The organism is Lysinibacillus sp. NPDC059133 (genome assembly GCF_042755925.1).
Taxonomy (GTDB): Bacteria; Bacillota; Bacilli; order Bacillales_A; family Planococcaceae; genus Lysinibacillus.
The window spans coordinates 11,806-36,690 of record NZ_JBHZDH010000005.1; the positions used below are offsets into that span (position 1 = coordinate 11,806).

Sequence of the window (24,885 nt, forward strand, 5' to 3'; positions counted from 1 at the left end):
CAAGATAGACTTGAGTGTAATTAGAACCCCTCTGAAGAGTAATTTTTCTTAAGAGGGGTGAATAATCATTGTAGTTAGTTTTTAATGTTTATTTAAGTTGCTTTTCAATGATAGAGCGATTTTTCTCTTTAAATACTTCATTATGTGATGACACGATCCCATGACGATAGGCTGTAGGCTCTAAATACGTTTTGATAGAGTTCACGGCATTGGCAGCATCCTGGAAAGTACCTAGAAGGAGATTAATTTTTCCTTCAAACGCTAATATATCACCCGCTGCAAAAATTCCAGGCTGAGTGGTTTCTCCCGTTGCTTTCCCTTCAAAATAGTAATTATCTTTTTTAGGAATGGTGATTACTTGATCCAATTCTAATGATGCTTCACGGTTATAGCCATGACTAACAATGACTTCATCGATTTGACGCGTATAGCTTTGTTTTGTTTTTGTGTTTTCACATGTCACTAATTGGATGGCTGTTTTGTCAGCATTAGCAGTTAGTTTAGTAATAATAGTATTACATTCAATTTTTACTCCTGCGTCTAAAGCCTCTTGAATTGTTGCCTCATGGGCCGATAACGTATCTTTACGATAAACAACAGTTACGTTTTTTGTGATAGTACTTAGTTCAACGGCCCAGTCGATCGCTGCATTTCCGCCTCCCGAAATAATAATTTCCTTGTCCACAAAATGTCGATAAGACTGCACGGTATAGTGTAAATTAGTCATTTCATATTTTTCTGCACCTTCTAGTGAAAGCTTTTGAGGGTTAATAATACCACCACCAACTGCTAAAAGAACTGTTTTAGAATAATGTTTATCTCCTTGCGCAGTATGTAGAACAAAAATATCATCTTGGCGCTCGATAAAATCGACTTTTGTGCCTGTTAAAACGGTTGGATCAAAAGTTTTTGCCTGCGCAATTAGCTGTTTCGCAAATTGTTCGCCTAAGACAGGGGGGTGACCACCAATATCCCAAATTAGTTTTTCAGGATAAAGTAATACTTTCCCACCAAGCTGTTGTTGACTCTCAATTAATTTCGTTTTCAATCCTCGTAAACCACTATAAAAGGCACTGTATAGGCCTGCGGGACCACCGCCAATAATCGTTACATCGTATAAATGTTGCATTTATATCACCACATCCTTAAAAAATAAATAATCAATTATGCCTTGGCATAATTGCGTCCGGAATCGGCTTTGTGCAAGCACAAAGAACTCCTTTCCGATTCCGTGACATCCGCCGGAGGCTTTAACTTCTTTCAGCAGATGTCTTTTGTGCCGAAAGCGTAGCGACAGGTACAGATGTTTGGACACCCGCTGAAAAGTAACTTAAATTTGCACTCATCTCACCACCTTACAAATGAGATTTGTAGCTGACGCTTTGCTTTCGCTACAGAAAAGAATTGCTGAAAGAAGTTAAAAAGTATTTGACAAAACTTTATAAGAAAACTAGACTAACTTTAGTGATAATGATTATCATTATCGGTTAATCGTTATCATAGCATGGAAAGAACAAAAAGGAAAGAGAGGTTACGTTGTGCGTTTACAAGTTGAATCGATTCGTATCGGCTATGAGGACAAAACGATTGTGCACGATTTATCGCTACAAATTCCAGACGGTAAAATAACGACCATCATTGGTTCCAATGGCTGTGGTAAATCTACACTTTTAAAGGCTATTACAAGGATTTTGAAGCATAAGAGTGGACAAGTCATATTAGACGGTCAAAATATTTCCGAGATGAATACAAAAGAATTGGCGAAAGAGCTGGCTATATTGCCACAAAGTCCGGAAAGTGCACATGGTTTAACAGTGGAAGAGCTTGTATCCTACGGTCGATTTCCATATCAAAAGGGCTTCGGTAATTTATCGCAAAAGGATAAAGAAATGATCGACTGGGCCTTAAAGGTAACTAAAACGGATGACTTTCGTCAGAATACGGTTGATGCCTTATCAGGTGGACAGCGTCAACGAGTGTGGATTGCGATGGCATTAGCGCAAGAAACCGATATTATTTTTTTAGATGAGCCAACAACTTATTTAGATATGGCCCATCAGTTAGAGGTTTTAGAATTACTGTACAAGCTTAACGAAGAAGAAGGACGCACAATTGTTATGGTGCTACATGATTTAAATCAGGCAGCACGTTTTTCAGATTATATTGTTGCGCTATCAAAAGGAGAGCTTGTGAAGTTTGGTACTGCAGAGGAAGTTATAGTACCTGAAGTATTAGAAAAAGTGTTTAATATTGATGCAGTCATTGGAAAGGATCCACGTACAGATAAGCCAATGTGCATTACATATAACTTATTACAAACCGTATAAAAGGAGATATATTTATGAAAAAGTGGTTATTACCAATGTTTATGATGGTCGTACTAGTGCTTGCAGCGTGCGGCAATAAAGAAGAGAAGGCGGATGAGGGCTCTAAAGATAAAGCATCTGCAGAAACGATTACCTATCAATCAGAATCTGGGCCAATTGAAGTACCAGCAAATCCTAAACGTGTAGTTGTGTTATCGTCATTCGTTGGGGATTTATTACAGCTTGGCGTTAATGTAGTAGGTGTTGACTCATGGGCTGCAGATAATCCAAATTTCCAAGATGATATTAAAGATGCAGTAGTTGTTGAGAACACAGATATTGAAAAAATTATCGAACTTGAGCCAGATTTGATTATTGGTTTAAATGGTATTGAAAATGCGGATAAATTAGCGGAAATCGCACCAACTGTATTATTTACTTATGGTAAGGTTGATTATTTACAGCAATTTATCGAAATTGGTAAATCTGTCAACAAAGAAAAAGAAGCAACAGATTGGGTAAAAGATTTTAAAGAACGTGCTGCAGAAGCAGGTACGAAAATTAAAGAAAAAATCGGTGAGAATGCAACGGTTACTGTCGCAGAAATGTTTAATAAACAAATGTATGTGTATGGAGATAACTGGGGTCGTGGAACAGAAATTTTATATCAAGAAATGGGCTTGAAAATGCCTGGAAAAGTAGAAGCAGATGCTTTAAAACCAGGTTATTTCGCAATTTCTACAGAGGTATTAAATGAATACGCAGGTGACTATGTGATTTTTAGTACGTTTAAAGGTGAAGATAGCGCCATTAAAAATGCTGCATGGTTTAAGGATTTAGAAGCGGTGAAGAATGGTCATTTATTTGAAGTGAATGGCAACGAGTTTTACTTTAATGACCCGATCACTTTAGAATATCAACTAGATTTCTTTGAAAAGAAATTTTTACAATAATTTCAGTAGAGAGTAGCGAAGGTAAATGATAAAGTTTCGACATTTCCCATTTTGGCTTCAGGTATTGCTTGCACTGATCTTATTAGCAGTGACAGTTACGATTTCACTTTGTGTCGGCGCGGCAAATACGAGTATTGAAGATGTCTATCAAGCGATTGTCGGACAAGACGGTGGCAAGCATTATGCTATTTTACGTGAAATTCGATTTCCTCGTATTATTGCTGCTATTTTTGTAGGTAGTGCGCTCGCAGTTGCTGGGGCTATTATGCAAGGAGTGACAAGAAATCCATTAGCGGATCCAGGGCTTCTTGGCCTCACAGCAGGTGCGAATGCAGCACTTGCATTGACGATGGCATTCATCCCAAATACCTCGTATTATATGCTTATTTTTGCATGTTTCGTAGGTGCTGGTGTAGGGATGATTGTTGTCTATGGTATTGGCGCTTCAACGAAAAATGGCTTTTCTCCATTAAAGTTAGTCTTAGCTGGGGCAGCTGTATCCGCCCTATTACAAGCAATAGCAGATGGGACGGGAATATTATTTCAAATTTCAAAAGATGTTTCGATGTGGACGAGTGGTGGTTTAATTGGCACTACATGGCAATCTTTAATAATAGTTCCTGTAATTGTAATAGGTTTAGTAATCGCGTTTGTGTTTAGTCGTCAGCTAACCATTTTAAGTTTAAATGAAGAAGTAGCTGTCGGGTTAGGACAAAATACAACAGTCATCAAAGGAATTATGATGTTTGTAGTAGTAATTCTTGCAGGATCCGCAGTGGCGCTAGTAGGTAATTTAGCTTTTGTTGGGCTAATGGTACCCCATGTGGTCCGCGCAGTTGTTGGGAAAGACTATCGATTTGTCTTGCCGATGAGTGCTATTATCGGTGGGTGGTTGATGGTAACAGCGGATTTTGCGGGTAGAATGATTAATGCTCCATATGAAACACCGGTAGTTGCCATTATTTCTATAATCGGCCTTCCGTTCTTCTTACTTCTTGTTCGGAAGGGAGGTCGTCAAATTGTTTAATGTCGGACGAAAAAAACAACGTAGATGGTTAATGGTTTGGATGCTATTAACAATAGCTATTTTTGTAATGGGTATTTCAATGGGGGCAGCTTCGGTTTCGATTGATCGTATAATACCGATTTTGTTTGGAGACGGCAGCTTCAAAGAATCATTCGTATTGTTTTCTGTTCGCTTGCCGAGATTGTTTGTGCTGGCAGCAGCAGGGATGGCGTTAGCATTGGCTGGTGCCGTTTTGCAAGGCGTGACACGTAATGATTTAGCGGACCCTGGTATTATTGGGATTAATGCAGGTGCAGGTGTTGGGATTACGCTATTTTATCTCCTTGTTAATGGTGATTTACCTCATTTCGCGTATGTGTTACCACTTATAGGATTTGTCAGCGCTTTATTAACGGCACTCTGCATTTACTTTTTCTCGTATAAGCGCAATGAAGGTGTACAGCCGGTTCAACTCATTTTAGTCGGGGTAGGTGTAGCATCCGCCTTATCTGGTGTAATGATCCTATTAATTTCCTCTGCTGAGCGTAGTGATGTTCAATTTATCGCGCAATGGCTTGCGGGCAATGTTTGGGGTGCAGACTGGCCATTTTTCTGGGCTTTATTGCCTTGGCTTGCGCTAGGCATTCCATTTATTTTGTATAAAGCAAATGTGTTGAATGTACTTGCGATGACCGAACAAACGGCAGTTGGCTTAGGCTTGAATATCGGCCGAGAGCGTTTGCAATTATTAGTTGTCTCTGTCGCATTAGCTGCGGCTGCTGTATCGGTCACAGGAGGCATTGCCTTTATCGGTCTGATGGCTCCCCACATTGCAAAGCAACTTGTAGGACCGCGCTACCAGTTCTTTTTACCACTCACATTGTTGATCGGTGCAAGCTTATTAATGCTAGCGGATACCATTGGCCGTGTAGCTATCTCAAGTGCGACCGTGCCAGCAGGTATTGTCGTAGCATGTATCGGCGCGCCGTATTTTTTATATTTATTACGAAAAAACGACTGAATGGCTTTGGCTGTTCGGTTGTTTTGTTGTAAGGCTTTATGAAAAGCGAGGCCCCCCGACGGATAGAAGTCTCCGAGCGACGGAAAGAACATCGACATCGACGGAAAGCAATCCCAAGGTGACGGATAGAATTAGCGGCGACGGAAAGAACTGCGACATCGACGGAAAGCGAGGCCCCCTCGACGGATGAAAGTCTCAGAGCGACGGAAAGCAATCCCGAGGCGACGGATAAAATTAGCTGCGATGGAAAGCGAGGCCGCATCGACGGATAGAAGTCTCCGAGCGACGGAAAGAACTCCGACATCGACGGAAAGCGAGCAAAAAAATACTAGCAAGAGCTGAATCGTAGGAATTTTTCCGTTCTTTCTATCTAAAAAAGTTGGTGAAAGATTTAATTTGTACTATGTGTATTTCAAGTTTTTTTGAACCTCTTTTTAAGGGGGTTCTTTTTTTATAAAATAGTTATAGGAGGTGAAAAAAACAATGATTTTATTAGACCGTCAGGAATCAGAGCAGCACAAAATTTTAGAAGCTTTGATACGGAGATTACCTAGCACACATACTGAATACCAGAATTATTTTGAGAGGTTGAGGCGTATACACGCAGGCTTTGCTGGGGAGCAAAGAGTAGATGCCGAATGGCTTGAAATTATTTTACCTCATCCGCATTATTTTCTTCATAATTTACAAATACTCAATCACTTTGGTACTACACATCAAATAGACACCGTTTTACTATGTCCTCAATTTATATTGATACTTGAAATTAAAAATGTAACAGGCTTTCTAGATTTCGATGAATCTTTTTATCAATTTACGAGAACTACAGCAGAAGGCGATGTTGAAGGAATGACGAATCCACTTTATCAAAGTAGGCGACATATGGAGTGGATGATGGGGATGTTACAACAGTCAAGACTTGAGATTCCCGTTCAATATGCTGTCGTTTTGGCAACGAAAAATGCTATTTTATCGAAGAGTTTAAGGGGACAACCAATTTTCCATGTTTCAGGTTTACGTTATCAGGTGCGAGAATGGCTTCGACAGCATAAAGAGGCGGTGGTGGATGAGGAAAAGCTTTTTCAATTTTCTTCTAAATTATTGTCCATGCATAGGCCAATCAAAAGAGAAATAGCATTGCCTGTCCAGGATTTAGTAAAAGGCGTGCTATGCGAAAGTTGTTTAAATGGACAGACAATGAACTATCGTTACCCAAAATGGTATTGTCAACGCTGCGGAGCAGTTGATCAAGAGGAAATTTTTAGGACGCTTGAAGATTATCGATTGCTAGTAGGCGAAACGTTAACAAATAAAAGCTTTTGTGAGTTTTTTGCAATAGATTCGCCGAATACTGCATATAAATTACTACAAAAGTTACCGTTGAAAGCTGTGGGAACAAAAAGTAATAGGAAGTATTTAATTGTTAATTAACTTGCAAAAATTCAAGCGGTCTGAATTTTTGCTAGAAAAGATGTAGAAGGAAAGAAGTCTCGAAGCGACGGAAGGAAGCAAGGTAACGACGGATAGAAAGCCCAAGGCGACGGATAGAATTAGCAGCGACGGAAAGCAAAGCCCCATCGACGGAAAGAAGTCTCGAATCGACGGAAAGAACCAAGGTAACGACGGATAGAAACCCCAAGGTGACGGATCAAATTAGCGTCGACGGAAAGCAAGGCCTTATCGACGGAAAGAAGTCTCGAAGCGACGGAAGTAACCAAGATAACGACGGATAGAAACCCCAAGGCGACGGATAGAACTACCAGCTCGACGAATAGCCCGTTCAAAATGCCGAACTTCTCGCTAATTGCCTACTAGACAAATAAAAACTTAGGGTATATAGTTAGCTAGGCTAACTAATTAAAAGGAGTGGTATTTTTGACAGTTGAACAAGAATTTTTTAATCAGTACCGCTTAATGTACAGACCGTTTATCAATCTAGTAAATGTGCAGTTAGAGAAATATCAGTTGTATAGTTCTCAATGGGCTCTCCTTCGGTTATTGATGGATAAAGGGCCACATACATTTGTTGACATTGCGAATTTTATGTTTATTGAAAAGCCGAGTGTGACAAGGCTTGTACAAAAGCTTGTGGAGCTTGGCTATGTGGAAACGGTAGCGGGTAGAGATAAGCGCGAAAAGCTTATCCAATTAACGGCTAATGGTGAAGAGGTTGTGCAGGAAATTAAGGCACAATTAAAACCATTTTTTGAACAGGCACTCGCAGGCGTATCAGAGAAGGATATTGAAATTGCGACAAAAGTTTTAGCGAACATTTGTGCAAATATCAATAGGTAGGAGAGAGAAAAAGTGGAAGCAACTAGACATAAACTTTGGACGAAGGACTTTTTAATCGTCTCACTTATTAATTTTACTATTACATTAATATTTTTTTTATTGATGGTAACCATCGCAGGCTATGCGGTTGAGCATTTTGGGGCTTCAACTAGTACGGCAGGGCTTGTATCGAGTATTTTTATTATTGGTACTTTATTTGGTCGTCTCGGGACAGGGCGTATCATAGGGGATTGGGGTAGCAAAAAAACATTATTTTGTGGATTATTGTTGTTTATGCTATCAACGATGTCTTATTTTATTGCGACGAATTTGCCGCTTCTAATGATCAATCGTTTAGTACAAGGGATTGCACTTGGGATGGCTAGTACGGCGACAGGAACAATTATTGCACAAATTTTGCCGCCTGATCGACGAGGGGAAGGGATTGGTTATTATAGCTTAAGTGCTATTTTAGCTACTGCTATTGGACCGTTTGTTGGCATTCTTTTAACGCAGCTGTTTGAAGATTTTCGGATGATTTTTGCAGTCGATTCTGTATTAGCTGTTGTTTGCTTTTTGATGTATTTTATCGTAACTGTTCCAGATGCACCGAAGAAGGCTAAAGAAATGGTGGAGAAAACAGGCTTTAAGCTCACTAATTTTATCGAAATGCGTGCTGTGCCAATTGCTTTTGTGGCGCTCGTTATTGGCTTTGCCTACTCCGGAGTTATGTCATTTATGACGTTTTACGCGAAAGAGCTTGATTTGGTATCAGCGGGAAGTTATTTCTTTATCATTTATGCAATTGTTATTTTAGCGACACGTCCTTTTACAGGGAAATTACTAGACACTAGAGGCGCGAACATTGTTATCTACCCATGTCTAGTCATTTTTGCAATCGGTATGTATGCATTTAGTTCGGCGACAAGTAGTGTTGCATTTTTACTTGCCGCAGCTTGCATAGGGATTGGTTATGGCAATTTCAATTCAGTAGCGCAAGCAATAGCTATTAAAGTTACACCAAATGAGCGTTTAGGACTTGCGACATCGACATATTTTATTTTATATGATTTAGGTTTAGGAATTGGTCCTTATTTCTTAGGATTCTTCGTTCCGACATCGGGGTACAGTGCCATTTTCTTCGCGATGGTATTTGTTATTTTAGTGTCAATTATCCTTTATTATTTCTTATATGGAAAATATGAAAATATAAAACAAGCGAAAATTTCATAGTTTAGAATAATTATATTGTGGGAAGAACGACATTTTACTAGTTATCTAATTAGATCAACTAGTAAAATGTCGTTTTTTTCTTTAAATAAAAATACTTCTTGCAATCCTATTTGATAATCATTATCATTCTCAATATAAACTATTTCGGAAGTAGGTACTTTGCATGAAAAAAACATCATTATTATCTGTATTAGTTGCAGGGAGCATTCTTATGACTGGCTGTGGCAATACAGATGAAGCTAAAAAAGAAGATAAGCCTGCAACAGAGCAAGCAGAAAAAGCTACAAAAGTTGATTTATCTACTGAACTAGCAGCCTATCAAACATTTGCATTAGAGCAAATGGATCAATTCTTAGTGGAAACGGAAAAATTTGTGGACGCATTTAAGGCTGGTGAAATTGAAGCAGCAAAAGCAGCCTATGCACCGGCACGGATGTATTTCGAGCGTTCGGAGCCAATCGCAGAGAGCTTTGGTGACCTGGATCCACGTATTGACGGTCGTTTAGCTGATATCCAAGAAGAAGGCAAGGGTGAAGAAGAATGGTCGGGCTATCATAAGCTGGAGCATGCGCTTTGGGTAGAAAATAAAACTGCAGGCTACGAGGCAATTGCAGATCAATTACTAGCAAACGCAAAAGAATTACATGCATTAGTTCAAACTGTAGAAGTAACACCTGATTTAATGATTACAGGTGCTGTTGATTTATTAAATGAAGTATCAACATCTAAAATCACTGGTGAAGAAGAAATCTATTCTCACACAGACCTTTATGACTTTAAAGCAAACATTGAAGGTGCAGAAAAAATCTTTGAAATCCTTCGTTCAAAATTAGAAGCGAAAGACAAAGACTTAGTCGCAACATTAGATGAAAAATTCAAAGCAGTAGATGATTTATTAGCGAAACATGCGACTGCTGATGGCGGATATGTTTCTTATGAAAAATTAACTGATGAAGACACAAAAGCACTTTCAGCAGCAGTTAATCAACTTGGAGAACCATTAAGTCAAATGGGTATTATTTTGGAGTAATTTTTTGGAGTGATAATAAATGACAGCGTCAAATGATGAAAAATGGATGAATAAAAAAATATCAAGACGTGACATGTTAAAGCTAACAGGTATCGGAGCAGCGGGTATAGCTATCGGTGCCTCTGGCTTAGGGGGCGTTATGAAAGTAATGGGCTACGATGTGTTCGAGCCTGTTGCAGATAGCACGACTGCACGTAATAAAATTGACTTCTATGGAAAACATCAACCTGGCATTATTACACCAGTTCAGACAAATATTTATTTTGCTTCTTTGGATGTTTTATTTACATCAAAGAAGGACCTACAAGAGTTGTTCAAAAAATGGACACCTCTTGTTGTACGTTTAATGAATGGTGAATTAATGGTAGATTTAACAACAAATACTAGAGTCCCTACAGGAGATACGGGCGAAGCAGATGGTTTAGACGCTTCAAATTTATCGATTACAATAGGTGTTGGCCCATCTTTATTTGATAAGCTTGGTATTCAACATTTAAAGCCTGCAGAATTAAATGATTTACCACATTTCCCTAAAGATCAGCTACAAAAAGAATTTACAGGTGGGGATCTTTGTATTCAGGCATGTGCGGATGACCCACAGGTGGCGTTTCACGCAGTACGCAATTTAGTTCGCGCAGCATCTGGTCAGGTAGAAATTAAATGGGCACAAGCAGGCTTTAACTCATTCCCCGTTGGTGGAGGAACACCGAGAAATCTATTTGCATTCAAGGATGGCACTGGAAATCCATCGATTACCGATAACAAAGATTTAAATAAAGTTGTATGGGTCGATAAAGGTTGGCTAAAAGGCGGCTCTTATTTAGTCGCACGTAAAGTTCAAATGCATCTTGAAACATGGGATCGCACATCCCTGAAAGATCAAGAGGCAACATTTGGTCGTTATCGCGATAGTGGTGCACCTTTTGGTAAAAAGAAAGAGTTCGATGATTTCGATGTAGAGGCGAAGGATAGCAACGGTGAGTATATTATGCCAGATACGTCACATGTGCATTTGGCACGTAAATCTGGTGCACGTATTTTACGTCGCTCTTACTCTTATGCATCAGGCGTTATGACGAATACAGGTGCGCATGATGCGGGACTCTTGTTTATTTCTTATCAAAAGGATCCAGCCCAATTTACAACAGTTCAAAATAGCTTAGGCCGTATGGATAAAATGAATGAATATATTACACATCGAGGCAGTGCAGTCTTTGCTTGCTTCCCTGGTGTACAAAAGGGGAGTTATATAGGTGAAGAACTTTTTAACGCGCTGTAGTTTAGTACTTTGCCTGTTAGTGGCACTTGCTGTACCCGTGCAAGCAGCGCAATCATATAGTCACTTTTACATTTCTATAAGTGATGCGCTGATGAATACGAAGCAGGACAAGGAAACTGAGGCAGAACGTGCTCTTGATCAATTTGCTAAAGACTGGGCATCGGTCACATCTGATCAGAAGGAAGCAAAAGAAAAAGTTGATAATATTCTTGCACAAGCAGTTGAAGCTACAGCTAAGGATGAACGTTTAAAGGCACTGTCTGAATTGTCAAATGCTTTACGTGCATTAGAAAAGCTTGAAAATCCTGTAGATGAAGCGGCGCAGCGAGCAGAATTTGGCACGAAATTTAAACCTATCATGAAAGCATTTGAAGATGCCTTAGCAAGTAGAGATTTAACTACAATCGACGCTGCATATAAGGATTTTAATGCAAAATGGAAGAAAGTTGAGCGTCCTGTACGTGAGCAAAGCATTGCGATGTACGGCCAAATTGAAACACAGATGGCCTTTATACGGATCACAATTGCTTCTGAAGAGCCAGATGTAGCCTTAATGCAATCTCAATATGCAGAATTAAAACAAACAATTGAGGATTTTGTAGCAGGTAATGATACGGCGAAAGTTGTAGAAGGCGAGTATTCTCTAGCAACATTGATTGCTTATATTGATGAGGCGAATGATTTTATCGATGCAGGTGACTACAAGGCTGCCTCTGATAAAATTCGAGAGTTCATTAAAATATGGCCAAGTGTAGAAATAGATATTTCAACACGTAACGGCAGCCTTTATACAAAAATTGAAAGTGATATGCCGATTCTCGTTAGTGACTTATTGAAGTCTAACGTCGATGTTAAAGCAATAAAAAGTAAGCTGGATAATTTCCGCACTGAAATTGAGCTGATTCAAGGTGACTCAGATTATACGCTGTGGGATGCAGCATTAATCTTACTGCGAGAAGGCTTAGAGGCACTGCTAATTATTATGGCATTAGTATCGTTCTTAGAGAAGTCTGGACAAAAAACAATGCGCAAATGGATCTATGTTGGTGCAATTGTAGGGATCTTTTTATCAGCGGTAGCAGCTGTTTTAATGTCGACAATTTTCCAATCTGCGACAGTTGATACAAATCGTGAGCTGATGGAAGGTTATATTGGTTTATTAGCTGCTGCCATGATGATTGGCGTTGGTATTTGGCTCCATAGTAAATCGAGTGTAGTAAGCTGGAATCGCTATATATCCAAACAGATGGGCAATGCTATCTCAACTGGCTCGGTGTTTGCGATGGCATCAATTAGCTTCTTATCCGTTTTCCGTGAAGGGGCAGAAACACTTGTCTTCTACGCAGGAATTGCACCTAAAATGGAGACAACTCAATTTGTGCTAGGTATCGTAGTAGCACTATTAATATTAGCTATTTTTGCAGTTGTATTATTTAAAGCAAGTGGAAAAATTCCAGTTCATAAATTTTTCGCAGTGGCAACGGTGTTAATCTATGTATTGGCATTTAAAATTATAGGTGTCAGTCTGCATACATTGCAGCTGAGGGATTCAGTTTCAACAACGATTGTAGATGGCTTGCCAGTAGTCAACATCATTGGTTTCTATCCAACGGTCGAAACAATGATTGGACAAGCGATTTTACTTTTACTTGTTATCGCTACGATTATTTATAAGAAGAAACAGAAATAAATAGGAGGGCAGATGAATAGACTTTCATCTGCCCTTCAGCACGTCGATAAAAAAATTAATTAAAGTGTATCAATAAACAAAGGTTGATTTTCACTTCGAGGTGGCGCTTTCCGCGGGCTTGGCTTCAATCACCTCGTCACTGCGTTCCTGCGGGGCTTTCAGCGCAAGCTAATCACGCAGGAGTCGCCTCTCTCCGTGAAAATCAAGAATTCCTCATCACTGTATAAAAACACAAGCTAAAACAAAATTATTATCATTATAGAAATATCTGTTCTAGGTTTGATAATTATTTTAAACAAAGAAATCCTCGATATAATGGAGAACAGGTCAGTACTACGCTCCTCACAAAATGCTGTATGCTTTAGAGTTTCTGATCCCCACCCGGCCACTACTCCAATCAACCACTTCCCCTAGCATGAATCTTTTGGTATTTCACTCTAATGAAACAAATAGAAGAGCGGATGAAAGTATATACTCATCTATCCTTTATTTGTCTAAAAAAATGAATTAGTGTCTAACGACAAACAAAGGTTATTTTTTTTATGAAAATCCATGATTTCTTGTATGTTTTGTTAAAATAAGGATATGTCCAATGCGAAAAATAGTAAATAGAACGGGGATGATTAACTTGAAATTGTTACTAACCTCTAATGGTTTTTACACGGATGTTATTAAAGAGCAATTTTTAAAGCTCATCAACGGTGCTACAGACAAACTAGATGTTGCTATTATCACGACTGCATCCCCTCAAAAGGAGAATAATAGGTTTGCACAGAAAGCGAAAGAGGACTTTAATGAAATGGGGTTTCAAAACATTGATTTCATTGATTTAGAGATTGATAATCTAGAAAATCTTACACATAAAGATGTTATATACATCAACGGTGGAAATCCGTTTAATTTATTATTTCATACTAAACAGAGTGGGGCAGATAGTATCCTACGACAGTTAGTTTTAAAAAATGTAGCTATTGTTGGCGTCAGTGCAGGTGCTGTTCTACTTGGTCCAAACATTAAAGTTGTTCATTTTTTTACACCGCAAATGGATACACTAAATACAAAGGATTTTTCAGCATTAGGATTAACAGACAAGCTTATTTTCCCACACTATGACAGAGAAGATTTGTTCAAAAATAGTACAAGCAAGACAATCGAAGAAAGACTTAAAGAATTTGAAACACTTGAAAGATGTGAAATTACGAGACTAAAAGATGATGAATATATCATAGTAGAAAATTTATTTAATAACCTTTAAATTAACCGCTGAAATAAGCATTTGCTTGTAGAAAATAAGATGGTTTTTGTCGCTCCAAGCAAAAACGAGAGGTTACTTTCCGTTCCAGCTGTGCGCTTGACTAGGGGCGTCCCATGAGTCGGTTCACTCCATGGTCTCATCTATAACACTAATCCAAAGGAGTAGATCAGCCTCCACGAAATGGTGTTGCTACAAAAGTAGTAGTAAAATAGAAAATAGTCTCTTGACCAGTAACTGGTTAAGAGACTATTTTCTTTTGGCGTAAATCAATTTGCCCGTTTTTTATAATTAAGCAAACTAGGTAAGTGTAAATTTTGTTTATATGTTAAAATTATGTTATAAATTGTTAAAATCCCTATAGCAGATGTGTTTTTCTATTATTACAATTCATTTACATAATATACATACTATAAAAATAGTGAATTAATAATAATATGTTTACATATATATGAATGGGGAAATATGTTTTGAATAGTTCGACCATTTACGACATGTCGTACGCGATATTTGTCGTCTGTGCGGTATAGGACCAAACCGAAAGTATCTTTTTCAAAAAACGAACATTCTTAAAATTGAAAGGAGAATTGACTTGATGTCAAAGAAGAATTGGAAGAAGCCGATGAATGCCTTTTTAGCAACAACTCTAATCGCAAGTATTGCCGCACCAGTAGCACCCATCACTGTAAAGGCTGAAACACTGGCAAAGGATTTAATCATTTCAGAGTATATTGAAGGAACTTCCTTCAATAAAGCAATTGAAATATATAATGGTACAGGCGCCGCGGTTGATTTAAGTAATTATACTTTAGAGCTTCATACGAACGGAGAAGCTACCGCGAAAAACAAAGTGAATCTGACGGGTATTCTAGAAAGCGGAGATACTTATGTTGTATATCATAAAGATGCAGCGCCTACCATTAAAGCAAAAGGAAATCTAGAAAACGGGGCTGTTATTAATTTCAATGGAAATGATCCAATTGTATTAAGGAAATCTGGTGAAATAGTTGATTCCATTGGACAAGTTGGTTCTTCAGCAGATTTTGCTAAAGATGTAACTTTAGTAAGAAAGAGTTCAGTCTTAACGGGTGATACAACTATTAATGATCCTTTTAATTCAGCATCGGAATGGAATTCATTTCCGGTAGATGATTTCTCCAATTTAGGCCAACACGTAATGGATACGAATTCAGGTGAACCTGTTGACCCCGAAGCACCGGCAATTCTCTCAATTGGAGATGCTCGGAATAAAGATGTAGGTGAAACGGTAACGATCAAAGGTAGGGTTGCAGCAGGCTTGAAAAATACGTTCTCTGTTCAAGATGAGACAGGTGGAATTGCTGTAAGACCTACTAGTTTAGCTATGTCTATCGGGGATGAAGTTACTTTAAAAGGTAAGTTAGTTGACTATCGTGGGTTACTACAATTAGATGGTGCTACAATCGTAGAAAAAGTTGAAAATGCCGGTGTACCTTCCCCAAAGGTAGTAACAGGTGCTCAAGTAAATGAAGATAGCGAATCACAGCTCGTAACAGTGAAAAACGTTACGCTTACAGATGTTCAACAAGGGGCTGGATGGGCAAACTTTACTGCAAGTGACGGAACGAATTTCCTTGTAAGGGATGAAACAAATTCGCTTGGCTTAACTGTCGGTACAAACTATGAATCTATCACTGGTATTGTTCAACAGTTCGATAAAGACTATCAAGTCATTCCTCGATCAAAAGAAGATATTGTGGTGAATAGCTCGGCACTTAAACCTGCTACCGCATCTCCTGGAAGTGGGACGTTTGTTGGGAAAACAACAGTGACTTTAACAACATCGACAGCAGATGCAGAAATTTATTACACAGTAGATGGTACGGAACCAACTGATAAAAGTCTTAAATATGAGGCACCAATTGAGATTAGAAAAAATACTACTTTAAAGACAATAGTTAAAGCTAAAGATGGCACATTTAGCGATATAACTACATTTGATTATAGCATTGCTGATAAATTACAAATTCATGATATTCAAGGCGCGGGGCATGCTTCAACATTTGATGGTAAAACAGTTGAAGGGATTGAAGGAATCGTAACGTATTCATTTACGTTAAATAATAATTGGTATTATACGATTCAAACACCGGATGAATTGGCTGATAATGACCCGAATACGTCTGAAGGAATTTTTCTGTACAGTGGAAAGAAACCATGGCCAATAAAGGTAGGAGATTTAGTATCTGTTAAAGGTAAAGTAAGCGAATATGCTTACGATGGCTATGATGATAGGCAGCAAACTGATTTAAAAACTACACAAATTAATGTGCGTGACGATCAAGACGGAAAAGTAGAAGTCATTAAAAGTAGTGTAGCCTTACCGAAAGCAATTGGCATCGATAAGTTAAAAATGTCTTTTAGTAAAATCGACAGTGATCAGCTTGAAATTTTTAATCCAACTATCGACGCTATTGATTTTTGGGAAAGTCTCGAAGGCATGAGAGTAGAAGTTGGCAACGTGAAGGCAGTAGCACCACAGGAGCATGGAGATTTAGTAACGGTACTTGAGGATGAACCAACGAATACAATTCATGGTGGCGTATTGTATGAGAAAGAAGATGCAAATCCAAACAGAATTCAATTCCGACTAGAACCGAATGGAGCTGCTCGTGATTTTGAAGTGGCTACAGGTGATAAATTTAAAGGGCCAATTACGGGAATCGTGGGCTATTCCTATCAAAACTTTAAAATCTATGCTTCTTTAGATGAGATGAAGGCCGCTTATGAAAAAGGAGATACATCACCTGAGACAACGAAAATAGTAAAGGCAGAAGATCAGTTAACAATTGCCTCGTATAATTTGGAGAACTTCTCTAATAACAAAACTTCTACTACTGATGATAAAGCGAGAAAACTAGCAAGAGCAATTGGTATTGATATGGGTAGCCCTGATATTGTTGGCGTAACAGAGGTGCAGGATAATAACGGGCCATCTGCAGGAGATTCAAAAGCGGATCAAAGTTATAAAAGATTAATTGACGCTATTAAAGGTGTAGGTGGTGTCGAGTATCAGTATGTTAATATCGATCCAATGAACAATCAAGACGGTGGAGCACCAGATGCGAATATTCGAGTTGGCTTCCTTTATAACCCAGAGCGAGTGAAGTTAAAGGAAGGTATTCCGGCAGGGGATGCTACAACAGCTGTTGGTTATCAAGATGGGAAATTAACATTGAACCCTGGGCGTATTGATCCAGCAAATGAAGCATTTAATAGTAGTCGCAAACCTTTAGCTGCACAATTTGAATTCCAAGGTGAAGATGTAATTGTGATCGCAAATCATTGGAATTCTAAATCAGGAGATACGCCTTTATTTGGAGCGATTCAGCCTCCACAGTATGGCAGTGAAGTGCAACGTAAAAAAATCGCCAACATTATTTATAATTTTGTTGGGGACATTAAATCAAAAAATCCAGATGCAAACATAGTTTCTTTAGGTGATTTTAATGATTATCAATTTGCGGATGCGCTTAAAATCCATGAAGGTCAATTGATGACGAATATGATTAATAAAGTAGATGCTTCTGATCGTTACACATATGTATTTCAGGGGAACTCACAAGTATTAGACCATATTTTAGTGTCAAACAATCTGGCAGAAAAAACAGATGTCGATATTCTTCATATTAATGCAGATTTTACGGACATGGCTGGTCGTGCAAGTGACCATGATCCAGTAATGGTCCAAATTGATGTTAATAAAGATTCAAATGTTGAACCGATTAAACCAGAAATAGTATATGACTATAAGAACTTCAAAAAGAACAAATTAACAATCAATAAACCTAGTATAGCACTTCATTTAGATGCTCAATCTGTTATTCCAAAAGGTGTTTTCCTTAAAGGTGCCTATGTGGAGCTACATGGAGAAGGCTTTAAGACGACAGATGTTATTCTTAGCCCAGCGAAAGCAGGGATGATTATTGACCTTAAAGGCACTAGCGTGAAAACACTCACAATTGAAGGTGCAAAAGTCAGTGAAATAAGAGGCGCTGAAAATTTAGATTTACAATCGATCATCTATAAAAAGGGTGCAGCTCCTGAGCAAATTAAATTTACAAATTCGAAGGGGAAACCCATTGTGAATCCTTCTTTGCCTGCTGAAAACAAGCAACCAATCATTAAAGAACCTATTACCAACAAAACTGTAGCTATTGGAGAGGAAATTAAAATTGATTTAACCGATCATTTTTCCGATCCTGATGGTGATGAACTTTCATTTACTGCCACAAAAGGCACTATAAATGGAAAGTTATTAACACTCAATTTAGATGAGGGTAGTCATATTGTTGGCGTTACAGCATCTGATGGAAAGAAAAGTGTCACTACAAGTTTCAGCGTGACAGTCATTGCTAATGATTATTATGCAGGCGCCTATAACAAGGAAGGCCAAGCACTAAAAAAGGCTCTTCATGATATCATTTCTGAACAAAAGGTACTTTCTTATGATGATGTTTGGAATGCATTAAAGTATACGGATGAAGATCCTAGTAATCCGAGTAATGTCATTTTATTTTACTCTGGGAAATCTAGTCCAAAAACAAACAATGGTGGCAATGTAGGAAACTGGAACCGAGAGCATACTTGGGCAAAATCACATGGTAACTTTGGGACAAGCAAAGGACCAGGAACAGATATCCATCACTTACGCCCAACCGATGTACAAGTTAATAGTTCAAGAGGAAATTTAGACTTTGACAATGGTGGCAGTCCAGTGGCTGGCTGTAATGGCTGCTTAAAAGATTCAGATTCATTCGAACCCCCTAATCGCGTAAAAGGTGATGTAGCACGTATATTATTATATATGGCCACTCGTTATGAGGCTGGAGATAAGGTGGATCTTGAATTAAATGACAAAGTTAATAATGGAACAGCTCCTTATCACGGCAAACTGTCTGTTCTTTTACAATGGCACAAGCAAGATCCTGTAGATGAATATGAAAAACAAAGAAATGAAAAAATTTACGAAATCCAAGGCAATCGAAATCCATTTATAGACCATCCTGAATGGGCGGAGAAGATATGGTAAATTAAAGAAGAGTACTCAAAACGCCACTTCAAGGTTTAAGTTGAAGTGGCGTTTTTATTATATTCTTTTTAAAAGTGCATTTTCAGTAGATTCATCGAATTCAGCATGGAATACTTTGAAGGCTATGTAGTGAAGAATTTGATCAGTAACCTATTTTTTATGCTGTTTTTTCTGCATAACAACAAACGCAACATATTCACGAATCATTGCGTTTGGCCAAAAATACCCTAAACAATCTCTTTCTTTACCTTTTTCACAATAGAACGTGAAGATAGTCTACCATGCAGTAAATAATAAACACCAATTCCGATTATTATCAGGAATGAACAATAAAAATATAATGATCCATGATCAATTTTAGTTGCGGCAATACCAAAGATAAATGATCCAATGCCGAACCCAAAATCATAGATAGAAAGGAATGTAGCCGTAGCCAATGCCCTCTTTTTAGGAGGTGCTACTTGAATGGCAATGGTTTGAAAGCTGGGAAATACAGTTCCCCACCCAACTCCAATAAGGGCTGCTGATGTAAGAAATAACAAGGGCGTATTCGATACACTCAATAAGAACGTACCGCCTGCAAAGCATAAAATAGCGGGATAAATGATCATATTTGCCCCAAACAAATCAAACCATTTTCCGGTAAAAGGTCGTGAAATTAAAAGGACCACTGCGTACACAACAAAGAAATAACCAGCAGCTTCCACTAAACCTTGCTCTTTAGCATATATGGATACGAAGGAAATAATTCCTGAATAAATCAGTCCAAAGAAAGCTGAAATCAATGATACAGGAATGGCGGAACTTTCCAAGTAATCTCCAATTTTCATACTTTTTTTTTGTTCAATTGCCCGTTCTGGCATAGAAGCTTTCTTAGGTAATTTAACAAATAATCCTGCAACGAGTGCAAAGCAAGCACAACATGCATTTATGATAAACATTACATCTGTCGCTGTTTGTTGCATAACAGTCAAACCCAAAAAGGGACCAATAGCCATAGCAAGATTTAGCGTTAGTCCATAGTACCCCATTCCTTCTCCTTTGCGGGATTCAGGGATGAGATCAGCCACAATTGCACCAGTGGCCGTTGTGGCCATTCCAAAGCCAATTCCATGAAAAAAGCGAAGAATGAGTAAGCCCATCAAAGATTGTGGAATAAAATACAAAATTGAAGCTGCGAAAAGAACAATGAGGGAACTTATAAAAACGCTATACTTTCCTGCCTTTTCGATCCATTTACCTGCAAATGGGCGTGTTAGGATGGATGCAATCAAAAAAACTGTAGTAATAAGTCCTACATCAGATTCGGCGCCATGCCATTCTTGTAAAGCATATATCGGTAGTGTGACCAATAAATAAAAAAATGTTGTAAACACGAGAAAATTAGTAATGGCAATACTGATAAAATCCCTTGTCCATAATCGGGGTTTATCCAATATTTCCACCTCCCATATAATATTATTCCTTGTAACGAAAGCGAAGCGTCAGCTACAGATGTTTTATGTACCGAAAGCGAGCGACAGGTACAGAAGTCTCCTACCTCAATAGGCGGTGAGGTGAATGCAGATTTAAGCCCTTTCAACGGGTGTCCAAACTGAAAGGAGTTCCTTGAATTTTTACTGCTATAAAGTTGAGTCCCCATGCAATCAAACAAAATATGTACATAACTATTGTCATAAGCTACCTGCCAAATCAAAATTTTTTCTAAATTTATTATTCATTGATACTGTCATTTCTAAAAGGTACAGTTTACAATAAACACAAATGACAGATGAGGTATTTCAATGATGAATGAACTAATATTTATTATCAATCGAGAAAGTAACACCCCTATGTACCAACAAGTTTATCAATACATACGTACTCAGATTTTATCTGGTAAATTAGAGTGGAATACAAAGTTGCCATCGATTAGACAACTTGCTCTCCAATTAGAGGTTAGCAGAAACACAACTCAGTTAGCCTATGAACAATTGCAATCGGAAGGATATATTCGAAGTGAGAACAAAAAGGGGTTTTTTGTAGATGCAACTATATCGGATGAGACGCTTAATTATGCACCCATTAGAAAACAGCATTATGAAAAAAATCAAACTGACATAAAAACGATTGACTTTAAGATGGGGACAGTGGATCAAGCGAACTTCCCTTTGAAAACATGGAGAATGCTCACAAACAAAGTCCTTAAAGACTCTAGCATGTTTTCATACGGAGAAAAACAAGGAGATATTCAATTAAGAAAGGCACTAGCAGATTACTTGTTTCAATCAAGAGGGGTTAATACGTCTACTGAACAGATTGTTATTGGCAGTAGTACACAACACTTATTATTACTTTTGACGCTGTTGCTAAAGCAGGACTATCATTATTTGGCAGTAGAAGACCCTGGATATAATGTGGCAAGGGAACTATTTGCTCTTCAGTCATTTATTATTGATCCGATTCCGGTAACAGAACAAGGCATTCAAGTCGAGCGCCTTTTAAAGTCGCCTTCTAGACTTTTATATGTCACTCCTACTCACCACTTTCCATATGGAGTAACTATCCCCGTCAATGAAAGATTAAAGTTAATTCAATGGGCAAAAAGGGTGGAAGGATATATTATTGAGGATGATTACGATAGTGAATTTCGTTACATCCATCAACCTATACCGTCTCTTCAAAGTTTAGATTCTAATGATAGGGTGGTTTATTTAGGAACTTTTTCAAAAGCACTGCTACCTTCTATCCGTGTTAGTTATATGGTTTTGCCAACGAGGCTAGTAAGTGAATATAAAAAGATCCTTCCTTTGCTTGAGCAAACATCCTCATCTATTCACCAGAGAACATTGGCGACCTTTATGAATGAGGGATATTGGTACTCACATTTAAGGAAGATGAAAGCTTTGTATAAACGTAAAATGAATCTATTGAAAAGGGAATTACTAAAACACTTTAAAAATTATGTTGAAATAAAAGGTGGTAACTCAGGGATTTACGTTATTATTGAAGTTAAAACAAAAATGAGTGAAAAAATGCTAATTGAAAGGGCATATGAACACGGAATAGCAGTTAATCCTTGCTCACAAACTTTCTCGAAATATAAACCACAATATCCACATATTTTACTTGGATTGGGTAATCTATCTGAAGAAGAGATAATAAATGGAGTATCTCAACTAGCAAAAATTTGGTTGTAGTCTTATTAGGGATAGCACCACATCGGTATTAAGTTAAGATTTTAAAGTACCCCCTAAAGTTTCCCATAAGGCTGGGAACATTTTAACTTCCTAGGAGAATTCCGTTTTAGTAAGAAAAAAATTGCACCATTAGACTCTCCTCGACCAGCACAGATAATTTAACTTATTTCAGCGGTTGTCTGGACACCACTGTATCAAATCAGGCTTTTTCTTATTCCATAATCGGCCAAATAAGTTAGGAAGGTTGTCTCATTATAATTAAAGGAGATAAGCACTAATGAAAAATATTTTTAATCCTATTCATACAGCAGAAGTTTTAAAGCGTATTGACAAATTAAGTCCGAATTCACAACCGCAATGGGGAAAAATGGATGTTGCCCAAATGCTAGCGCATTGTTCATCTTTCCAAGACATTGCAATGGGAAATTCTTTTCCACCAAGGAATTGGTTAGGAATAATAGTAGGGAGGTTTGCAAAACAAATCATTTACAATGACAAGACATTGCCCCATAATTTGTCTACTATTCCAACCATTTTGATTGCAGATGATAGAGAATTTGAGACAGAAAAAGAAAAGCTTAAACAAAAAATTATCACATTTCAAAATAACGGACCAGAGAAGTGCACAACTCATCCTCATCCTTTTTTTGGGAAACTTACTCCGGAGCAATGGGGTAAAGGAATATACAAGCACCTTGACCACCATTTTAAACAGTTTGGAGTTTAAACATTGAAAAACTAAATGAAACGATGTGCATCATTAGAAGAAAGCGGCTTAGTTGAAGAAGGATTTTCTGTTCCTGAATGAAGAAGTGAGTTGTATTAGAATATATGAAAAGTGGGTTTGATGATGATAAAGGATATGGATATTCAATGTCATTTTATGGTAAGTGATTTTCTCCAAAAGTAGTTGAACAACTAATTGGGATTAAATTAGAGCATAAAATCGAAGTTGGAGATATATCTAAAATAGGAAGAAACAAAGGTAAACCTTCAGATTACGGAAATGGTGAACTATGTCCTCCAAAAGATTTCAAAGATCACTATATTGAGTGAATATCTGAAAGTAATTGTGCAGTAGAGAAAAAATATTTGGTTATCGATTAGTTCTGTTTTTAAAAAAGTTTGAAGTTAACAAAAAAGCAATTCCTATAATAATGAATAGTAGTGCTACGGATTTATTCGGAATAAATGAATTGTAATTAAGTGAACCGAGTGACGTTCCAAGTCCACTCAAACACATAAAGAAGCCTATCCAATAAATGAATTTTCCAATTGTAGTATGTTTTTTCATATATAGATTCCTCCTAAAATGTGGATTGTTATATTTCAAAGCATAACATAACTAGGGGATTTTTTAGAACGGTGGTTAATTTAATTACTTAACACTTTGTGGGTGCGAAACGTTTCTCTATAAATGCGTATGCATGAAATGGGAGGGCTGTCAAAACAGTCACAACTGATTTACCGAAATTCGGAATGAAAGCCGTCATGTTGAGCTGAAACGAATTATCTGATACTCCAACATGCATGGTCTACCGTCTGAAGGGCAGATGAATTACTTTCATCTGCCCTTTTTCAAGTTATTGTTCCCAATGAGAAGGACGTTTCAGGTGGGAGGGTAATTTTGTTTGAAGATTGCCATGTGCTGAATTAATTTGCATTTGGGTTAAAAACATACTAGTTGAAAGGTCTGCATCGCGTAAATTGGCATCACGTAAATCCGCGCCAATAAAATCAACACCTCTTAAATCAGCATTATGTAGATTGGCAGCAATTAAATAAGATCCTCGAAGATCAGTTGCTCTCAAATCCTTGCCTTTTAAATTCTTCCCAATCCAATCAACCCCGCGATTATCATACTTTCGAACGTTTTTTCCAATCTTTACGATAAGGCTTTGGCGAATTTGCTCACTTGTTTCTAACAGTAAAACATTCACTGGCAGTCGGAAATTAGGAATATCTATTGCTAGTAATGCATCAGCTTCTAGCTCTGTTGCACGCTGTAGTTGTTCTAATTGTATATGTAGTTTGTTATATAGTGATGAATCTACGTTATACGATAAAGCCTCTGCTACGTAGGCAATCATTTCATAAAGTTGTTCCATCATAGGAAAGACACGAAACATTTTCTCGGAAACTTCAGGGAATTGTCGCCAGTCTTGTCCATGGAAGGTTGTTTGTGAAACCTTTTGTCCAGCCCCTAAACAATCAAAAACTGTACATCCTTTAAACCCTTGATCTCTAAGTTTACTATGAATTTGACAGCTAAAATCTGATTGTAGATTAGGGCAAGGTGTCCCAGCTGCTTTATGAATAGCAAAGTCGCTAGAAGCGGCAATATTTAAAGCCGTGCAGCATAGACCAAAACAGCTTTGGCAATCTGCCTGTAAGCTTTCACGTATCTTTTTTCCCATCGTATAATCTATTTTTTTTACTTCTGACATTATTGTTTACCTCTCTTAACACATAAACTTTTTACATTTAATTCTATCACTTATTATGAACAAAAGGATATTTTTGTATGGATGAATTTATCGTTTACCTCTAGATGATCAGGAAATAAATTGATAGTTTTTTACAAATCCGGA

The 24,885-nt window shown here is 37.8% G+C and carries 18 protein-coding genes and 1 pseudogene; 14 read left to right on the forward strand and 5 right to left on the reverse strand.

Translation table 11 applies throughout. From position 1 onward, the window contains the following. Nucleotides 1-88 precede the first annotated feature (88 nt). On the reverse strand, nt 89-1,129 hold the full coding sequence (locus tag ACFXN8_RS04105) for an NAD(P)/FAD-dependent oxidoreductase (protein ID WP_386842982.1): 1,041 nt from the start codon (nt 1,127-1,129) through the stop codon (nt 89-91). A 409-nt stretch (nt 1,130-1,538) separates the two neighbouring features. On the opposite strand from ACFXN8_RS04105, the gene ACFXN8_RS04110 reads away from it, so the two are divergent. The 12 genes from ACFXN8_RS04110 (at nt 1,539) to ACFXN8_RS04165 (ending at nt 19,115) form a co-directional block, all read left to right on the forward strand. Next, nucleotides 1,539-2,327 carry an ABC transporter ATP-binding protein gene (locus ACFXN8_RS04110; protein WP_376072161.1) on the forward strand — a complete coding sequence of 263 codons (789 nt, stop codon included), beginning with the start codon at nt 1,539-1,541 and terminating at the stop codon, nt 2,325-2,327. A gap of 14 nt (nt 2,328-2,341) precedes the next feature. Beyond that, nucleotides 2,342-3,259 (forward strand): iron-hydroxamate ABC transporter substrate-binding protein, encoded by a 918-nt coding sequence (locus tag ACFXN8_RS04115; protein ID WP_386842985.1) that lies wholly within the window; start codon nt 2,342-2,344, stop codon nt 3,257-3,259. A gap of 25 nt (nt 3,260-3,284) precedes the next feature. Then, nucleotides 3,285-4,286, forward strand: coding sequence for a FecCD family ABC transporter permease (locus ACFXN8_RS04120; RefSeq protein WP_386842987.1), 1,002 nt, complete (start codon nt 3,285-3,287; stop codon nt 4,284-4,286). Further along, a complete protein-coding gene (locus ACFXN8_RS04125) occupies nt 4,279-5,286 on the forward strand; it encodes a FecCD family ABC transporter permease (protein WP_386842989.1) in 1,008 nt (335 codons plus the stop codon). The genes ACFXN8_RS04120 and ACFXN8_RS04125 overlap by 8 nt, the downstream gene beginning before the upstream one ends. A 483-nt stretch (nt 5,287-5,769) precedes the next feature. Continuing rightward, on the forward strand, nt 5,770-6,717 hold the full coding sequence (locus ACFXN8_RS04130) for a nuclease-related domain-containing protein (protein WP_386842991.1): 948 nt from the start codon (nt 5,770-5,772) through the stop codon (nt 6,715-6,717). Between the two features lie 435 nt (nt 6,718-7,152). Further along, a complete protein-coding gene (locus ACFXN8_RS04135; RefSeq protein WP_386842993.1) occupies nt 7,153-7,581 on the forward strand; it encodes a MarR family winged helix-turn-helix transcriptional regulator in 429 nt (142 codons plus the stop codon). Between the two features lie 12 nt (nt 7,582-7,593). Next, nucleotides 7,594-8,793 carry an MFS transporter gene (locus tag ACFXN8_RS04140; RefSeq protein ID WP_386842995.1) on the forward strand — a complete coding sequence of 400 codons (1,200 nt, stop codon included), beginning with the start codon at nt 7,594-7,596 and terminating at the stop codon, nt 8,791-8,793. Nucleotides 8,794-8,956: 163 nt separating this feature from the next. Further along, nucleotides 8,957-9,823, forward strand: coding sequence for an iron uptake system protein EfeO (gene efeO / locus ACFXN8_RS04145; RefSeq protein ID WP_386842997.1), 867 nt, complete (start codon nt 8,957-8,959; stop codon nt 9,821-9,823). Nucleotides 9,824-9,842: 19 nt separating this feature from the next. Further along, nucleotides 9,843-11,102 carry an iron uptake transporter deferrochelatase/peroxidase subunit gene (gene efeB / locus ACFXN8_RS04150; protein ID WP_386842999.1) on the forward strand — a complete coding sequence of 420 codons (1,260 nt, stop codon included), beginning with the start codon at nt 9,843-9,845 and terminating at the stop codon, nt 11,100-11,102. Beyond that, a complete protein-coding gene (locus tag ACFXN8_RS04155) occupies nt 11,077-12,792 on the forward strand; it encodes an FTR1 family iron permease (protein WP_386843001.1) in 1,716 nt (571 codons plus the stop codon). The genes efeB and ACFXN8_RS04155 overlap by 26 nt, the downstream gene beginning before the upstream one ends. Nucleotides 12,793-13,384: 592 nt before the next feature. Next, nucleotides 13,385-14,047, forward strand: coding sequence for a Type 1 glutamine amidotransferase-like domain-containing protein (locus ACFXN8_RS04160; protein WP_386843003.1), 663 nt, complete (start codon nt 13,385-13,387; stop codon nt 14,045-14,047). 592 nt (nt 14,048-14,639) lie between these two features. After that, complete coding sequence (locus tag ACFXN8_RS04165) at nt 14,640-19,115, forward strand: endonuclease (RefSeq protein ID WP_386843005.1); 4,476 nt, start codon at nt 14,640-14,642, stop codon at nt 19,113-19,115. Between the two features lie 227 nt (nt 19,116-19,342). Here ACFXN8_RS04165 and ACFXN8_RS04170 read toward each other — a convergent pair whose 3' ends face one another. Beyond that, nucleotides 19,343-20,551, reverse strand: a complete 1,209-nt coding sequence (locus ACFXN8_RS04170) for an MFS transporter (protein WP_386843007.1) — start codon at nt 20,549-20,551, stop codon at nt 19,343-19,345. Between the two features lie 151 nt (nt 20,552-20,702). Beyond that, nucleotides 20,703-20,792: pseudogene (locus ACFXN8_RS04175) on the reverse strand (DMT family transporter); the annotation flags it as partial. 110 nt (nt 20,793-20,902) lie between these two features. Between ACFXN8_RS04175 and pdxR the strand changes: the two are divergent. Both pdxR and ACFXN8_RS04185 read left to right on the forward strand, forming a co-directional pair. Beyond that, entirely contained in the window at nt 20,903-22,294 is a 1,392-nt protein-coding gene (gene pdxR / locus ACFXN8_RS04180; protein ID WP_376076301.1) for a MocR-like pyridoxine biosynthesis transcription factor PdxR, read from the forward strand. A gap of 277 nt (nt 22,295-22,571) precedes the next feature. Next, complete coding sequence (locus ACFXN8_RS04185) at nt 22,572-23,021, forward strand: DUF1569 domain-containing protein (RefSeq protein ID WP_386843009.1); 450 nt, start codon at nt 22,572-22,574, stop codon at nt 23,019-23,021. A gap of 369 nt (nt 23,022-23,390) precedes the next feature. On the opposite strand, the gene ACFXN8_RS04190 is transcribed toward ACFXN8_RS04185, so the two are convergent. Both ACFXN8_RS04190 and ACFXN8_RS04195 read right to left on the reverse strand, forming a co-directional pair. Beyond that, complete coding sequence (locus ACFXN8_RS04190; protein ID WP_386843011.1) at nt 23,391-23,588, reverse strand: hypothetical protein; 198 nt, start codon at nt 23,586-23,588, stop codon at nt 23,391-23,393. Nucleotides 23,589-23,877: 289 nt separating this feature from the next. Further along, entirely contained in the window at nt 23,878-24,741 is an 864-nt protein-coding gene (locus tag ACFXN8_RS04195) for a pentapeptide repeat-containing protein (protein WP_386843013.1), read from the reverse strand. Nucleotides 24,742-24,885 lie beyond the last annotated feature (144 nt).

Coding starts and splice junctions, on each gene's coding strand:
- ACFXN8_RS04105 (WP_386842982.1), bottom strand. CDS start 1,129: ATGCAACATTTATACGATGTAACGATTATTGGCGGTGGTCCCGCAGGC.
- ACFXN8_RS04115 (WP_386842985.1), top strand. CDS start 2,342: ATGAAAAAGTGGTTATTACCAATGTTTATGATGGTCGTACTAGTGCTT.
- ACFXN8_RS04120 (WP_386842987.1), top strand. CDS start 3,285: ATGATAAAGTTTCGACATTTCCCATTTTGGCTTCAGGTATTGCTTGCA.
- ACFXN8_RS04130 (WP_386842991.1), top strand. CDS start 5,770: ATGATTTTATTAGACCGTCAGGAATCAGAGCAGCACAAAATTTTAGAA.
- efeO (WP_386842997.1), top strand. CDS start 8,957: ATGAAAAAAACATCATTATTATCTGTATTAGTTGCAGGGAGCATTCTT.
- efeB (WP_386842999.1), top strand. CDS start 9,843: ATGACAGCGTCAAATGATGAAAAATGGATGAATAAAAAAATATCAAGA.
- ACFXN8_RS04160 (WP_386843003.1), top strand. CDS start 13,385: ATGCGAAAAATAGTAAATAGAACGGGGATGATTAACTTGAAATTGTTA.
- ACFXN8_RS04165 (WP_386843005.1), top strand. CDS start 14,640: ATGTCAAAGAAGAATTGGAAGAAGCCGATGAATGCCTTTTTAGCAACA.
- pdxR (WP_376076301.1), top strand. CDS start 20,903: ATGAATGAACTAATATTTATTATCAATCGAGAAAGTAACACCCCTATG.
- ACFXN8_RS04185 (WP_386843009.1), top strand. CDS start 22,572: ATGAAAAATATTTTTAATCCTATTCATACAGCAGAAGTTTTAAAGCGT.
- ACFXN8_RS04190 (WP_386843011.1), bottom strand. CDS start 23,588: ATGAAAAAACATACTACAATTGGAAAATTCATTTATTGGATAGGCTTC.
- ACFXN8_RS04195 (WP_386843013.1), bottom strand. CDS start 24,741: ATGTCAGAAGTAAAAAAAATAGATTATACGATGGGAAAAAAGATACGT.